Below are 15,378 nucleotides of genomic sequence, written 5' to 3'. Positions count from 1 at the left end.
ACATCGTGTTGTGTTAGTGGAGATGATTTTGATTAACAACCTGGCAACAAACAAACGACTTTTTCGCCGGGTTTGGATGAGTTTTTGTCATTCATGCATTGATCTCAAACAACAAAACAACCTGTTAATTAACAAGGTTCTTCTTGTCATGATTAATACTCATTAACCGATGAGTATTAATCAGTTGAAACACAAAAGCCCTCTCTCTACTCTCTTTCAAAAATTAACAATAACGCAACAAACAATAACGCTAAAACAAAAGCACTGTGAGGGATGCCTATGAGAGCAACATCTGGGATATTGAAAGGACTCAATCCGACTGTGACTATCGCATCAAAGATCGTCGTTATCGGTTTTGTACTTTTCTGCGCCATTCTCGCCAACCAAGCGGGCCAATACTTCGAAACAATTTCCGGCATTTTGCTGCAGAATATGAAGTGGTTTTACATCGGACTTGTTTCACTCGTTGTCGGGTTTCTTCTTTACCTTATGGTTAGTCGATATGGGCATATTCGTTTGAGTAAAGATGACGAAAAACCAGAGTTTAGTTATTTGTCTTGGGTATCCATGCTTTTTTCCGGAGGCATGGGGATAGGCTTGATTTTCTGGTCGGTCGCCGAACCGATGTGGCATTACGCTGACAACCCATTTACTCAAGGCCTGACCAATGAAGCCGCAACAACATCAATGAAACTGACATTCTTTCACTGGGGTCTACATCCTTGGTCTGTCTTTATTATTGTTGCACTCGCATTAGCTTACTTTTCCTACCGTAAAGATCTGCCTTTTACCCTACGCTCTATCTTGTACCCTTTGATTGGCGATCGTATTTATGGGCCTATCGGGCACACGGTTGATATCCTAACAGTCGCGGTGACTGCTTTCGGTATCTCTCAAACCTTAGGGATGGGAGTTATTCAAATAAACTCTGGTTTGAATCAAGCCTTTGGTCTAGACATTAGTTTGGGGATTCAACTCTTTATTATCGTTTCCCTTTGTACTTGTGCGGTTGCGTCGGTGCTATCTGGTGTAGGAAAAGGTATTCGCCGTTTATCAGAATGGAACATGCTGCTTTCACTCGCACTCGTGCTAGTCGTACTTTACATTGGTCCAACTCGCTATATCTTAAATACGCTACTCGAAAGTACGGGGCTTTATGCACAAAACATTGTCGGTATGAGCTTATGGAGCGATGCACAGAATGACTCTGGCTGGCAAAACTGGTGGACGGCTTATTACTGGCCTTGGTGGATGACTTGGGCGCCTTTCGTTGGCATGTTTGTGGCTCGTATCTCTAAAGGACGCACAATACGTGAACTTATCGGCGGTGCTCTCATCGTACCCACGCTAATCACGTTTTTATGGATTTCAGTATTTGGTGGTGCAGCGTTGAAGGTAGAGCAAGACGCTCGTGTTGCTCATCAAGAGCAAGTCACTGCGGCACAAGAAGCCAAACAAACACCACCTGCGGATTTTTCTGGCGGCCCGATTCTTGAAGCGACTAAAGCCGATACGACACGTGCTTTGTTTACGCTATTCGACAATCTAGATACAGGTATGTTTGGTAAACTACTTAGCGTGCTTGCGTGTCTATTACTCGGTACTTATTTCATTACCTCCGCAGACTCGGGTACCTTGGTTCTATGTACCCTCGATGCCGCTGGGCACAGTGAGCCTCCTACCTCTATACGCGTATTGTGGGGGATCATGATCGCCGCCATTGCGGGAGTACTTCTATACGCAGGAGGGTTAAAAGCAATGCAAACGGCCTCCATTATTGCCGGTTTCCCTATCGCCATTTTTATCGCGGTGATGAGCTTAACGCTGTTCCATAGTATTCGACGCGAACCTAAGCCATGGGCAATGCTGCCTGAGCATGTTCACCCAGAGCAAGAGAAACTTGATGGTCCTGTTGAACCGCTTGCTGAAAGCAAAACTGTGGCTTCCCAGCCTATCGCTTCAAGATCCTCACTAAAAGATGATTCCACACTCAATCAGGGACCAGTACTAAGTTAGTGCGTCGTTTCATCAATCAATTAAAACAAAGCGGGAACTGGTACTCCCGCTTTTTTTAACATGACCTAACTCTGTTATTTTCTCTGCTTATTGATTTAGGCTAAACCTCGATCACCCACCTCATCTGGCAACTGTTGCAAAAGCCACTCTCTAAAACGCTTGACGCTTGCTGGGATTAAACCTCTATTTTTAGGTTCAAGCATAGAGAAATTGGAAGGTGTTGAAAGCACGTGTTCGACTGGCCTAACCAAAGCGCCGCTTTGTAAATAGTCGTCCACTAATGACCCCCAGGCTAACGCGATTCCCTGACCATTAATTGCCGCTTGTAACAGCATTGGATAGTTATTGATGTTCATGCGATTACGAGGCGAAATATTTGGCAATCCTACACTCGCAAACCACTGCTCCCAATTCACCCAATCTCTTTGAGACTCTTCCAGATAGAGTAACGTTTTATTGAAGATTTCTTCTGACTTACTAGGCTGGCCGATTTTCTCTAGATAAAGCGGGCTACACACAGGGAATACTTCTTCCGAAAATAGCGTTGTCACGTCCATTTCCGCAGGTGGAGTGCGACAATAAAACAAGGCGATATCGCAATCTAATCGGCGTAAGTCCAACACATTATCTGAGGCCAATATCCTTATATCGATGTCATCATGTTCATTTTGAAATTGAGCAACCTTAGGCAACAACCACAAGGCTGCCATTGCATTTGTCGTCGCAACCGTGATCTTTTGTTCGCCCTGCCACTTCTTCACTTCACCCGTGATTTGAGCAATATCGAGCAAAGATTGGCTGACAGCTTGATAATATTGAAGACCTGTAGGCGTTAAATTAATGCTTCGATTGGCTCGCGTGAACATAGCCTTGCCTAAGTATTCTTCTAATTGTCTAATTTGGCGACTGATAGCACCTTGGGTCACGTTTAGCTCGTCAGCGGCTAACGTAAAACTCAAGTGCCGCGCCGACGCTTCAAACGCAACGAGGCTATTTAAAGGAGGGAGGGGTTTGATTTTCATGTATCTTCCAGTAAGGCAGTATTGTAATTATTTTTATTCCCGGCAATCTTATGTTGCACGTGGATAATGCCATTCTGGACAACACCTCAAAAACGACAATTTATAAATGATAAAAAATAGAGATGAATCATAAATTGTTGTGAGAGAGACTGCCGTATACAGTTTCGTGGCTACAACGAGCACAAAAAGAGGAGCAGTTACTCCTCTTTTGCCTAGCCTTTTGCTCACTTTCTTCGAGTTAGCCCATCTACCCTATTGCCAGTTTAGTACTCGCGTAACGCGCTTTTTTCTTTCTTGGACTGGCTAAGAAGTACGCTAATGTAAGAGGCCCTAATCGTCCCATAAACATCATGAAGATGATCACTAACTCACCTGGTTCGGACAAACTGCCCGTTAAGCCTCGCGATAACCCAACCGTACCCAGTGCCGAGACCGCTTCGAACATAATATCTAACATAGACGCTTTCTCTGTCAGTAACAGCGTGAATATGGCAAACCAAGTCACCCCCACCGAGATCAGAGTCAGCGCCAATGCCTTGCTGATGGTCTCTTTGGGAATCTCGCGTTGAAAGGCATAGGTTGCTTCATCACGACGCAAATAGCTGTAAGTTGCCAAGACCAATACCATAAATGTCACAACTTTAATGCCACTTGCCGTACTCAATGATCCACCGCCGATAAACATCAACACCAGAATGATCGCCGTTGTGGCATCTTCCAACTGATCGATAGCTAAAGTGTTGAACCCTGCCGTTCTTGGCGTCACCGCTTGAAACCACGATGCCCACCATTTCCCTGCTTCGCTCAAAGGGCCAAGCGTATTGGGGTTCTCATATTCAATCAGGTAAATGGCGATAAGTGCCACCACGTTAATGATCACCGTGCCTAAGATCATCATTCGACTGTAAACGGTGAGTCGGTGCCAACGGCGATTGCGTTTTAAGTCAATCCAAACCGAGAAGCCTAAACCACCAATAATGAACAAACTGGTAATGGTGAAGTTAACGACCGGGTCGTCCACATAAGGCATTAAGCTATCGGCACTCAACGCAAAACCTGCATTGTTAAACGCACTGATGGTGTAGAAGAAACCATGGAACAAACTGGTTTTCCAACCCAGCTCTTCACTCCAATAAACGCTCAAAATAGTGAAACCAATAAGTTCAACGAGCAGAGCGAACATCAATACAGATTTAGCGGTGGCAATGAGTGTCGATGAGTCAGTTTGGTTGAACGCCTCTCTCGCGACGGCTCGCTCCAAAAAGCCAATTTTTCCGCCCAGAGCCAGCAAGGTCACGATGGCAAACGTCATTAAACCTAGGCCACCACATTGAATCAGGAAAGCAATAACCACTTGCCCAAAAGGCGTAAACGCCGTGCCCGTGTCTACCACAACTAATCCCGTCACCGTAATGGCCGATGTCGCAGTAAACAGGCTTTGAATCCAAGTGATGGGCTCTGTGGTGGCAATCGGCAGTTTGAGTAAGACCGTGCCGAGCATGATCAAGCACGCAAAGCTGAGGCTAAGTATTAATGGCGGTGCGCCCAACAATTTTTTGCCCGCTTTGGGTTTTCGCTCGATTGGGATAATAGAGGGATGCCACAAAACCATGTTACACCAACCTTGGAGCGACGTATTTCAGCTCAGCGCGACTACCACAAAGCAACAGCGTGTCGAACTCATTAAGCACAAACTCATCATTGATATTGGTGTAGATGGCTTCTTCGCGCTTCACCAAGATCGGCTGAATGTTGTAACTGCCTCGGCTGATCAACTTAGAAAGCGGTGTATCGTGCAGATTGGATTTAACGTGGATTTCCACCACATACAAGCCATGCCCCATTTCCAAATAGTTGTTCACCATCGGATAGTTGAGTGCCTGTGCGACTCTTACGCCCATCTCCTCTTCCGGATGAATAATGCGTTGTACACCAAGCTTAGACACTATGGTGTGGTGTGCTTTGGTGCTCGCTTTGACCCAAATGGATTTCACACCCAGATTTTTCAGCGCCAGAGTACACAACAAACTGGCTTGCATGTCTTCGCCAATCGCCACCAACACCACATCACTGTTTGCTAACGCTAACTCTCTGAGTGCACCTTCGTCTGTTGCGTCACATATGACCGCTTGCGTTAACTCCTCGACGTATTTTTCGACGATTTTCGGGGCGCTATCCACCCCCGTTACGGTGTGTCCAAGATGAATAAGTTCTAAGCTGGCGGCAACGCCAAATCGCCCTAGACCAATTACTGTAAAGTGAGCCATATCAATACCTAACTGTGTTTTATGTATAGAAAATGCTAATGCGTTAAGGGCTAGACTGATTTTCCGTCACGGAAAATAGGCAACACGAATCCTGTTCGAGTGCCGATAACCAGCACTAAACCTTGGCATTAACGTTGATTAAATTTGGAATTTAGTGGTGCTTGGACGCCTCTAGCACTAAACGATAACCCAGCCCCGGCTCGGTTTTTAAAAGTCGCTGTTCGTCAGCACTATCGTTCAGTTTTTTGCGTAGTTGACTCACTAACACGCGTAAGTAGTGAGTATCTTCGACATGACTTTTTCCCCAAATCACCGCTAGCAAATGAGTTTGCTCAATGAGTTTTCCCGGCTTGAGAATCAACTGTTCAATGAAAGAAAATTCTTTCTTGGTGAGTGGAATTTCCCTCTGATCCAACCAAAATTGGTGGGTGCTTTTGATGATTTTGACTCGGCCAGCCACCAGCTCATCAGCGATGGATTTCTCATCCACCAAATCTCGAACCAGCACTTTGATGCGCGCGATGAGCTCTTTTACGCCAAAAGGCTTGCTCAAGTAATCATTCGCGCCCGCTTCTAAAAGGCGGATTTTTTCCTCTTCTTGATCGCGAGCCGTCAGCACTAGCACTGGCGTTTTATACGTCTGACGAAGCGTAGTGAGAAACTCCTTCCCATCGCCGTCGGGCAAGCCTAAATCTAGCAGAATGACGTGCGGCGAATGCGCTTCGAAACACGCTTTGGCTTCTGCAATGGTACTCGCGCCAATGTAATCAAACCCTTCAGCAGACAGCGAAATTCGAATAAAGGTATGAATGCGAGGCTCATCGTCCACGACTAAAACTTTGTAACTCACGCCTGCTCTGCTCCTGGATTGAGTGGAAGTCGAATGCGGATCAGCGTCCCTTCTGATACTGGCATAGATTGAATCTCTCCTTGGTGTGCGATGATGATGCCTTTGGCAACCGCGAGTCCCATTCCGGTGCCTGAATCGGCCGATTTGTTGTTCGCGTCGGAATAGAAAAGGCTGAATATTTGTTCCGCATCTTCAGCTTTGATGCCAATCCCCATGTCCCGAACATCAATCACGCACGACGAACCCTGCTTAGAAAGTGAAACCTCGACAGATTCATTCTCTGGTGAAAATCGCATGGCATTATCCAACACATTAAAAATCGCTTGCTCGATGAGCGAACGACTTACTGACAAATAATCAACGGAATCATCCATATTCATGGACACTTTCTCGGTGTAATTTGGCAAACGAGAAACCGCATCCCGAACAATATCTGCAATCAACTCATCTTTTTTGGTAATTTTTAATGTGCCGTGCTGGAGCTTAGTCGCCTGTAAGAGGTTCTCGATATATTGATGCAAGCGATGGCTTTCTGAAGTCGCACTGTCGAGCAATTCTTTACGCTCTAAGTCATTGAGCTTGGGCATGTACTCGTTGAGTGTGGTCAATGTTCCAATAATGGTTGCCAGCGGCGTGCGTAAGTCATGGGACACCGATAGCAGGATGCTGTTTTGCAGCTTGGTTTGTTTTAACTCGCCCTGCTGGCGACGATAAAGATCCGCAAAGGTGCTGGTGATAAATGCCACCACCATAAACACGACTAAATTAAAAATGTCTTCCGGACGAAACATCTGCAAAGAGTAACGAGGTGTCGTAAAAAAGAAGTTGAAGCTCAGCGCTTCGATCACCGCCGCCGCATAAGCGAATCGCGAGTTGCATTGAAACGCCACTACCACGACCGCTAACTGTAAAATCAGCAGGACGGCAGCCGTAGAGCCAAACAGTTGGTCTAACAACCATGAGACGACAACCGCGCCAACAATCACGGTAGTAGAAAAGAGAAAGGTGTTATCTCGCCATTGAACAAACATAAAATACATCAACCAAAATTCGATGTAGAAAACTTTAGCAAAAGCCCATTCGGAGTTCGCGTAAAAAAAGCGTAAAAAATTCAATAACGACAGTGAGTTATAAACATAATCATCATTAAGTTGGCCTAACTCAATGAATAATCACAAGTTAACGTTGCCCATTAACACCTACTTACTCGGTATAAACGACAGACACAAAAAAGAGGAGCATTTGCTCCTCTTTCGTGTAGCGTCATATTAGATGACTTGCAGTTGAGCATCACCTTGCTCAGACAAAAATCCGCCGGTTTGATGCTTCCACAACTGAGCGTAAACACCACCCAATTGCAGCAGCTCGTAATGCGAGCCTTGCTCAATGATTTTGCCGTCATCCATTACAATCAAGCGATCCATCGCGGCAATCGTTGATAAACGGTGAGCAATCGCAATCACTGTTTTTCCTTCCATCAGAACTTCAAGGTTTTCTTGAATTGCCGATTCTACTTCTGAATCAAGTGCAGACGTTGCTTCATCCATGATCAAAATTGGCGCGTTTTTCAGCAGAACGCGAGCAATCGCCACACGTTGACGCTGACCACCAGACAGCTTCACACCGCGTTCACCCACTTCAACGTCATAGCCAACGTTACCTTGCTCGTCTCGTAGAGATTGAATGAAATCATGAGCATGTGCTTTCTCAGCAGCTGCGATAACGGCATCCATTGAAGCATCTGGATCACCGTAAAGAATGTTCTCTTTAATTGAACGATGCAGCAAAGAGGTGTCTTGAGTGATCATACCGATGTGTTGGCGAAGCGACTCTTGTTCAACTTGAGAAATGTCCTGTCCATCAATGCAAATCTTACCGCTATTTACGTCGTAAAAGCGCAGCAACAAGTTGACCAACGTGGATTTACCTGCCCCAGAGCGACCGACAATGCCGACTTTTTCGCCCGGTTTGATAGTCAGGTTCAAGTTCTCAAATACTGCCTTCTCATCACTGTAGTTAAAACCTACGTGATCAAAGCAGATCTCACCTTGAGAGATTTGCAAAGGCTTAGCATTTGGTACGTCTTTCACTTCAACATCGTTTGAAATCGTATTAATACCGTCTACTACTGTACCGATGTTTTCAAACAGTGCGCTAACTTCCCACATGATCCACTTCGACATACCTTGTACGCGCAATGCAATACTGATGGCAATCGCAATAGCACCAATTGTTACAGCGTGATCTAGCCATAGATAAACCGAAATGGCACTAATAGACATCAGCAGCAAATAGTTGATGGCATCCACACTAAACAGTAAACAAGTCACCATGCGCATTTGGCGGTAAACCGTCACCAAAAATTGCTTCATGCTGCTTTCTGCGTATTCCAACTCTCGTTGCGAGTGCGCGAATAGCTTTACGGTAGATATGTTGGTGTAAGAATCGACAATGCGCCCAGTCATTACAGAACGAGCATCCGCTTGCTCCGTCGCTACTTGTTTCATTTTAGGGATAAAGTAGAACTGGATAACCGCGTACATTCCTATCCAAATCACAATAGGCAACATTAGCAAACCATCGGCTTCGCCCATCATCCAGAGCATCGAAAGAAAATAAACGCTGATATAAACCAGTACATCCACCAGCTTCATGACCGTTTCTCGTACCGCTAACGCACTTTGCATCACTTTGGTCGCAACTCGGCCTGCAAAGTCACGCTGGAAAAATCCAACCGCTTGTTTTAGCAAGTAACGGTGAATCAACCAACGGATAGACATCGGGTAGTTACCCAATAACGTTTGGTGCATCACCATTGAGTGGACAAAACCGAGAGCTGGCATCACAACCGCCACTAAGAACAGCATCATTAGCATGCGATCACCCTGGTCTTGCCAGAATGTTGCGCGATCTTGATTAGAGAGAATATCGACGAGCTCGCCCATATAACGCAACAGCGTCACCTCTGTAATGGCAATAAGCGCACTGAACACAGCCATAACGAGTAAAGGGGCTTCAAAGCCACGAGTGTAAAAACGACAAAAGCCAAATAGCGTCTTCGGTGGCTTTTCGGTTTCCATCTGGGGAAAGGGTTGGGTCAGTTTTTCAAACCAATTGAACATAACAATGACTTTAGGTACCGCGAATGAATTTACGAACGTTTTACTATCTTTTGATACAAAAGTCAGTAAAATACCGAAACAAAAGCTCAAATGATAATAATTACAATTAAGCTTAGCGTTAATCATAATTATCGGGAATAGATTTATGCCAAAGAATAACTCACTAACCATCGCGATCCGCAATGCGTTGGTTTGTGCTTTAGCACCTACAGCAGTGGTTGCATTCACAGCACAAGCTCAAGAAGACGTCGTACAAGATGACGTGATTGCCATGGAGACCATAACGGTCACCGCGCAAGCACTTAAAGTAGAAACCCCTGCGGCAGAAACGCCGCGCAGCGTATCTATCATTTCTGAAGATGAACTTCGTGTTCGTGCACCGAAAAAATTAGATGAAGCATTACGCTACACGTCTGGTGTAACCACTCAGCCTTATGGCGCAGACAACGACACTGATTGGTTCTTTATTCGCGGCTTTGAAGGAGCCACCTATTTAGATGGTACAAGACTATATCGCGATGGCTACTACACATGGTTGCTAGAACCCTACGGCCTAGAATCAGTAGAAGTGGTTAAAGGACCAAACGCTATCCTATTCGGTGATGCAGCCCCTGGGGGGGTGGTCAATGCTGTTCAGAAAAAGCCAACCTTTACACCACAAGGTGAAGTCAAGGTGGAAGTCGGAAATAATAGCCACCAATCCATCGGTTTTGACATTTCCGACGCAGCAAACGACGACGGCACAATGCGCTACCGATTGGTAGGTTTAATGAGTAGCCAAGATGGAGAGCTAGATGAAACAGAAAATGAACGTTTCTATATTGCGCCTAGTTTAGAGGTCGATATTTCTGATCGAACCATATTAACGCTAATGGCGACTTATCTTCATGATGACGGTATTCCAACTAACCCATTTTTGCCTGTGGCAGGGACGGCAGCAAATTCTCCTCTAGGAGATATAGGTCCTGGGACTAATCTAGGAGAGCCGGATTACGACAACTATGAACGAGAGCAAATGTCGATTGGATACCGTCTTGCCCACGACATGAATGATAATTGGTCTCTAAATCAAACATTTAATTATGGATACAACAAGTTAAACTTAATTAGCTCATATATTTTTTCTTACCCGAGTTATGATGCAAACTTCCAGCCTATTGAAAACAATTACCCAAGGGGTATCGTCTACCGTGATGGAAAAACTCAAAGTTTCTCATTAGATAACAACGTAGTGGGTAACTGGATGTCAAATACAAGTGAGCATACCGTTCTTGCTGGTATAGATATACAGCATCACAAAACTGAAGGTTATGAAGAGCAAAATTTTGGGCAAGCTAATATCGACCCAATCAACCCATGGGCTCCTGAGTACGGTAACTACACTCCTATCCCAAAAGGCGATTTAATCGACCGAGAAATAAGCAAAACACTAGCAAGTATCTATACGCAATATCAAATCAAATATGACTATAAATGGGTAGCACAAGTAGGTGGTCGTTACGACTGGTACGATGTGGAGAATGAGAGTGTTAAAGGTAACGAAAAAGATTCTTCTTCTGGTGGTAGTTTTACACTTAATGCAGGCCTGATGTATGTATCAGACTTCGGTATTACTCCATACGTTAGTTATGCAGAAGGCTTTGAAGTATTAAGCACCCTTGATGCGACATACGGAACTGCGCCTACTGATAAACAACTATATGACCCACGTGAAAGTGAACAGTGGGAAATTGGTATGAAGTATACTCCAGATAATTTTGACGGATATATCAATATTTCTTGGTTTGATATCACAAACAAAAACGCCCTGACTCAATCAAGAAATTCAGGAACACAAACACAAACGGGTGAATCAACCTCTACAGGCTTAGAAGTTGAAGCTGTAGGTCAAATGACGGAAGAAGTTAAGGTTTCTGCTAGTTATACTTACACTAACGCCCAAGTTGATGCAAATAGTTCTGGTAATTTTGTACAAACCCCACTTATTCCCGAGCATCAAGCTACTATTTGGGTTAATTACAATACTAATAATTTGATCCCAGGTTTATTTGTGGGCACAGGCGTGCGATACGTTGGTGAAACAGTAAGTGATGCTGGAGCATACGTTCCAGTTACCGTTGACGCGAGTACGGTATGGGATGCGTCGGTCACTTACGACATTACTTCACAGTGGCAAGCACAGCTAAACATAAACAACATTCTGGATAAAGAATACGTGTCCGGCTGTGACTACTACTGTTACTACGGCCAGTCTCGCTCTGTTATGCTAAACGCAAACTACCGCTGGTAATTGTACTTCTACTCCCCTCTATTGAGGGGAGTTTTCTCCTAAGAGCCATCCATGTTTCAACTGTCTAATATTGAGATCGTGCGAGGTGGACGTCAGATCCTCGGCATCGAACAACTTAACATCCCAACAAATGAGCTAACGGTCGTTTTAGGCCATAACGGTTCAGGTAAGTCGACACTGGTGAACCTGCTTTCTGGTCAAATGCCACCAGATAAAGGTACGGTAACACTAAACGATACTTCCCTTTCATCGCTCAAAACCAAAGAGTTGGCAAAACAGATCGCCTATTTGCCACAAAAGCTGCCCTCTTCGGCTGGTTTAACGGTAGAAGAGCTAGTGCGCTTAGGTCGCTTTCCGTGGCGTGGGGCACTTGGTCGTTGGAAAACTGAAGACAAACAAATCATCACGCAGGCTATGGAACGAACAGGAGTTACACCTTTTGCTCAAGCTTTGGCGGATGACTTATCGGGCGGCGAGCGCCAACGCGCTTGGGTGTCTATGCTACTGGCTCAACAATCGCCAATTTTAATTCTCGATGAGCCAACCTCGGCGCTCGATGTTCACCATCAGTTTCAACTAATGGCGCTGCTGGCAGAACTGAATCGAACCGAGAATGTAGGCATTATCGTAATCCTGCACGATCTGAACTTAGCCCTGCGCTACGCCACCCACATTGTTGCGCTCAAAAAAGGTAAAATTGCCTTTGAAGGCAACGCCGACATGTTGTTAGACGAGGCACGCCTTTCTAAACTATATGAGTCACCAATTAAGCTGATTGAGCACCCAAGCCCGGCTAACACATTAGCGAGCCAAAAGGTGGCTGTTGTATGCGCATAATAGCTCGTTTACTTACTGTGGTTACACAATCTGCTTTTCTCCTCGTATTTTTTATGACCAATGCACATGCAGTCATCACCGTTACCGATGAATATGGTGAGCATAGTTTTGAGCAAGCGCCTCAACGCGTTGTTGCCTTAAACTGGGACATCTTAGAACAAGTTTTGGCGCTAAACGTAGAACCAATCGCAGCCCCAAATTTACCAGGCTACCGCCAATGGGTCGTCAATCCAACCGCACCAAAGTCAATTGAAGATATTGGAACCCGAGCAGAGCCCAACTTAGAAAAAATAGCCAGTTTAAAACCAGATGTCATTCTTGCTGCGTCTCCACAGCAAGACTTGATTCCGTTACTCAAACAAATTGCTCCGGTAATCTATTTACCTAATTTTTCTGAAAATGAGGCCGCAGCTGAAACGGCCATTCGTCACTTTCGTACGCTCGGCAAGCTATTCAATAAAGAGGCACTTGCTGAACAGAAATTGGCAGAATTAGATGCTTCATTTGCGCAGATGCGCCAGCGAATTCGCCACTATTACTCTGCTCCACTCAGCGTTCTTGTGATGCGATTTTCAACCCCGAATACTGTATTACTTGCAACCGAAAACTCCACCACTGACTGCGTGGTTGGAAAACTGGGATTACAGGCTCCAATTAAAGAGGACCCACGTGCGTGGGGAGTAAAGCAAGATCGAATCAATCGGCTTCAGAGCCTTCAAAACAGCTACGTTCTCTACGTACAACCTTTCCCTGAAGAACGAAAACTGAAAGAGTCGCCACTTTGGCAAGCGATGCCGTTTGTGAAAAAGCAGCGGGTAAATTCAGTCAGAGCAGTGTGGGCGTATGGCGGTGCCATGTCTTTGCAATACACCGCTGAAGCGATTACCGACAGTCTAATAGAGTTGGCACCAGAACAATGAGAACGAAACATTATATTGGTTATCTGGCGCTGATTACGTTACTTAGCGTCTTTAGCCTACAAATTGATACTAATTTATCACTTTTCGAACAATGGCAATTATTAACAAAACCAGAGGTAGCAACCGAGTTTCGTGACGTATTCTTTACGCAAGCGCAGCTTCCTAGGTTAAGTATGACCCTGCTTGTTGGTGCCATGCTTGGTCTCACCGGCAGCTTAATGCAGCAATTAACGCAGAATAACCTCACCTCGCCGTTGACTCTTGGCACCTCTTCTGGTGCTTGGCTTGCATTAGTCGTGGTAAACATTTGGTTCGTCGATTGGGTCGCCGATTACTCTGCATTAGCCGCAATGGTTGGGGCTTTAGTGGCGTTTGGCCTGATCGTATCAATTGCCGGTGTGCGTAATATGACAGGTTTGCCGTTGGTCGTTTCGGGGATGGTGATCAATATCTTGCTCGGTTCTATCGCCACAGCCATTATTATTTTAAACGCCCAGTTCGCACAGAATATTTTTATGTGGGGAGCAGGAGACCTTTCTCAATACAGCTGGGATTGGTTTGAGTGGTTATTGCCTCGCTGCGCTATCGCAATCGTAATTTTGATCGTCGCACCACGTATTCTGACCTTAATGAAACTGGGACAAGAAGGCGCAGCAGCCCGAGGCTTAGCGGTATTACCCGCGTTTGGTGCATTAATGGTGATGGGTATCTGGCTGGTATCAGCCTCCATCACCGCAGTTGGCATTATCAGCTTCATCGGATTACTGACACCCAATATTGCCAGAGCGATGGGGGCAAGAACACCGCGCGACGAATTGATCAGCAGCATGCTTTTGGGCGCAATGCTACTAATCATAACAGACTCTGCCGCTATCTCGCTGAGCTTATGGTTAGAGGAAACCATTCCTAGCGGCGTAGCGGCTGCAGCTATTGGCGCTCCCGCTTTAATTTGGTTTACTCGTAAAAAGCTGACGGCAACCGATCAACTTAACCTTTCAATGAGCCAAGGAAAAACGGCGCTTTCTAAACGCGCGGTATGCAGCATTGCGCTATTCAGTCTGGTTGGGATTCTAGCTTACTCATTCGTTACCCATGGTATAAACGGAATTCAATGGTCTGTGCCAGGTGAGTTCCAATGGCAATTGCGTTGGCCGCGAATGTTAACCGCACTTTCTGTCGGTATTGCGCTATCCGTTGCCGGAATCATTTTGCAACGCATTGTTTATAACCCTCTGGCAAGTCCCGATATTCTCGGTGTGTCTTCCGGAGCCACGTTTGCCATTATTACGACAGGAGTCATCGCTGGGTCGCTTCTCTCCGCATTTAGCTGGGGTATCGCTTTTTTCGGAAGTATGTCCGTATTGATGTTATTGCTGATTATCGGTAAACGAAGCCATTTTAATCCATCTAACTTCGTGTTGTCCGGCATCGCACTAACGGCACTATTAGAAGCCCTCGTTCAATTTTCGCTAGCTCAAGGCTCAGGTGACAGTTACAAAATTTTATTGTGGCTAACTGGTTCTATTTATCGAGTCACAGCCGACACCGCACTGATGCTATGTTTGGCCATAATAGTTCTGCTTGCCGCTGTATTCTCGATTTCTCGTTGGCTAACACTAATTTCCATCGGGCGACAATTCTCAAATGCACGAGGGCTTAACCCTACCGTAGCCAATACGCTTATGCTCACCATCGTTGCTTTGTTATGCGCCTTTTCTACCGCTACAGTTGGTCCAATATCTTTTGTTGGCTTGGTCGCTCCCCATATGGCGATGATGTTAGGAGCAAGAAAAGTGAAAGAGCAACTGTGTGTCGGTGCCTTAATTGGCGCAACCCTAATGTTGTGGGCAGATTGGCTAGGACAAATCGCTATTTATCCAAGTCAGGTCGCAGCTGGCACGTTGGTCGCTATTATAGGCAGCACTTACTTCCTATTTTTAATGCTGAAGAGTAAATTCAGCTAAGTTGGGAATATTGTTACAGCCTAAAAATACGCTAAGAAAAACAAACCCCGCTATTTTGATAGCGGGGTTTGAAATTAAAGGCGAAGTACG

Annotated in this window: 11 protein-coding genes; 5 read left to right on the top strand and 6 right to left on the bottom strand. The window is 45.4% G+C overall.

Going from position 1 to position 15,378, the window contains the following annotated elements; all coding sequences use genetic code 11:
* Positions 1–279 precede the first annotated feature (279 nt).
* Positions 280–2,016, top strand: a complete 1,737-nt coding sequence (locus R7F64_RS02090; RefSeq protein ID WP_318071410.1) for a BCCT family transporter — start codon at positions 280–282, stop codon at positions 2,014–2,016.
* Positions 2,017–2,111: 95 nt separating this feature from the next.
* On the opposite strand, the gene R7F64_RS02085 is transcribed toward R7F64_RS02090, so the two are convergent.
* The 6 genes from R7F64_RS02085 to R7F64_RS02060 all read right to left on the bottom strand — a co-directional run bounded on the left by R7F64_RS02085 (position 2,112) and on the right by R7F64_RS02060 (position 9,277).
* Positions 2,112–3,038, bottom strand: coding sequence for a LysR substrate-binding domain-containing protein (locus R7F64_RS02085; RefSeq protein ID WP_318071409.1), 927 nt, complete (start codon positions 3,036–3,038; stop codon positions 2,112–2,114).
* Between the two features lie 247 nt (positions 3,039–3,285).
* Positions 3,286–4,650, bottom strand: coding sequence for a TrkH family potassium uptake protein (locus R7F64_RS02080; protein WP_170897554.1), 1,365 nt, complete (start codon positions 4,648–4,650; stop codon positions 3,286–3,288).
* Between the two features lies 1 nt (position 4,651).
* The gene (locus R7F64_RS02075) at positions 4,652–5,305 is read right to left on the bottom strand and encodes a potassium channel family protein (RefSeq protein ID WP_025768537.1); all 654 of its coding nucleotides are present in this window, start codon (positions 5,303–5,305) and stop codon (positions 4,652–4,654) included.
* Positions 5,306–5,456: 151 nt separating this feature from the next.
* Positions 5,457–6,155, bottom strand: a complete 699-nt coding sequence (locus R7F64_RS02070; protein WP_025768538.1) for a response regulator transcription factor — start codon at positions 6,153–6,155, stop codon at positions 5,457–5,459.
* Positions 6,152–7,186, bottom strand: coding sequence for a DUF4118 domain-containing protein (locus tag R7F64_RS02065; protein WP_318071459.1), 1,035 nt, complete (start codon positions 7,184–7,186; stop codon positions 6,152–6,154). Before R7F64_RS02065 ends, R7F64_RS02070 begins: the two co-directional genes overlap by 4 nt.
* A gap of 237 nt (positions 7,187–7,423) precedes the next feature.
* Positions 7,424–9,277: an ABC transporter ATP-binding protein gene (locus R7F64_RS02060; RefSeq protein ID WP_042521744.1), complete on the bottom strand. Its 1,854-nt coding sequence runs from the start codon at positions 9,275–9,277 to the stop codon at positions 7,424–7,426.
* Between the two features lie 145 nt (positions 9,278–9,422).
* Between R7F64_RS02060 and R7F64_RS02055 the strand changes: the two genes are divergently transcribed.
* The 4 genes from R7F64_RS02055 to fhuB are packed head-to-tail and all read left to right on the top strand — an operon-like array spanning position 9,423 to position 15,288.
* The gene (locus tag R7F64_RS02055) at positions 9,423–11,567 is read left to right on the top strand and encodes a TonB-dependent siderophore receptor (RefSeq protein ID WP_318071408.1); all 2,145 of its coding nucleotides are present in this window, start codon (positions 9,423–9,425) and stop codon (positions 11,565–11,567) included.
* Between the two features lie 51 nt (positions 11,568–11,618).
* Positions 11,619–12,404, top strand: coding sequence for an ABC transporter ATP-binding protein (locus R7F64_RS02050; protein ID WP_005383893.1), 786 nt, complete (start codon positions 11,619–11,621; stop codon positions 12,402–12,404).
* On the top strand, positions 12,395–13,324 hold the full coding sequence (locus R7F64_RS02045) for an iron-siderophore ABC transporter substrate-binding protein (protein WP_318071407.1): 930 nt from the start codon (positions 12,395–12,397) through the stop codon (positions 13,322–13,324). Before R7F64_RS02050 ends, R7F64_RS02045 begins: the two co-directional genes overlap by 10 nt.
* Positions 13,321–15,288, top strand: coding sequence for a Fe(3+)-hydroxamate ABC transporter permease FhuB (fhuB, locus tag R7F64_RS02040; protein WP_047103935.1), 1,968 nt, complete (start codon positions 13,321–13,323; stop codon positions 15,286–15,288). The genes R7F64_RS02045 and fhuB overlap by 4 nt, the downstream gene beginning before the upstream one ends.
* Positions 15,289–15,378 lie beyond the last annotated feature (90 nt).

The organism is Vibrio sp. Vb1980 (assembly GCF_033338615.1).
GTDB classification, from domain to species: domain Bacteria; phylum Pseudomonadota; class Gammaproteobacteria; order Enterobacterales; family Vibrionaceae; genus Vibrio; species Vibrio alginolyticus.
The sequence above is the reverse complement of the archived record's forward strand: the minus strand, read 5'-3'. Positions and strand labels throughout refer to the sequence as shown.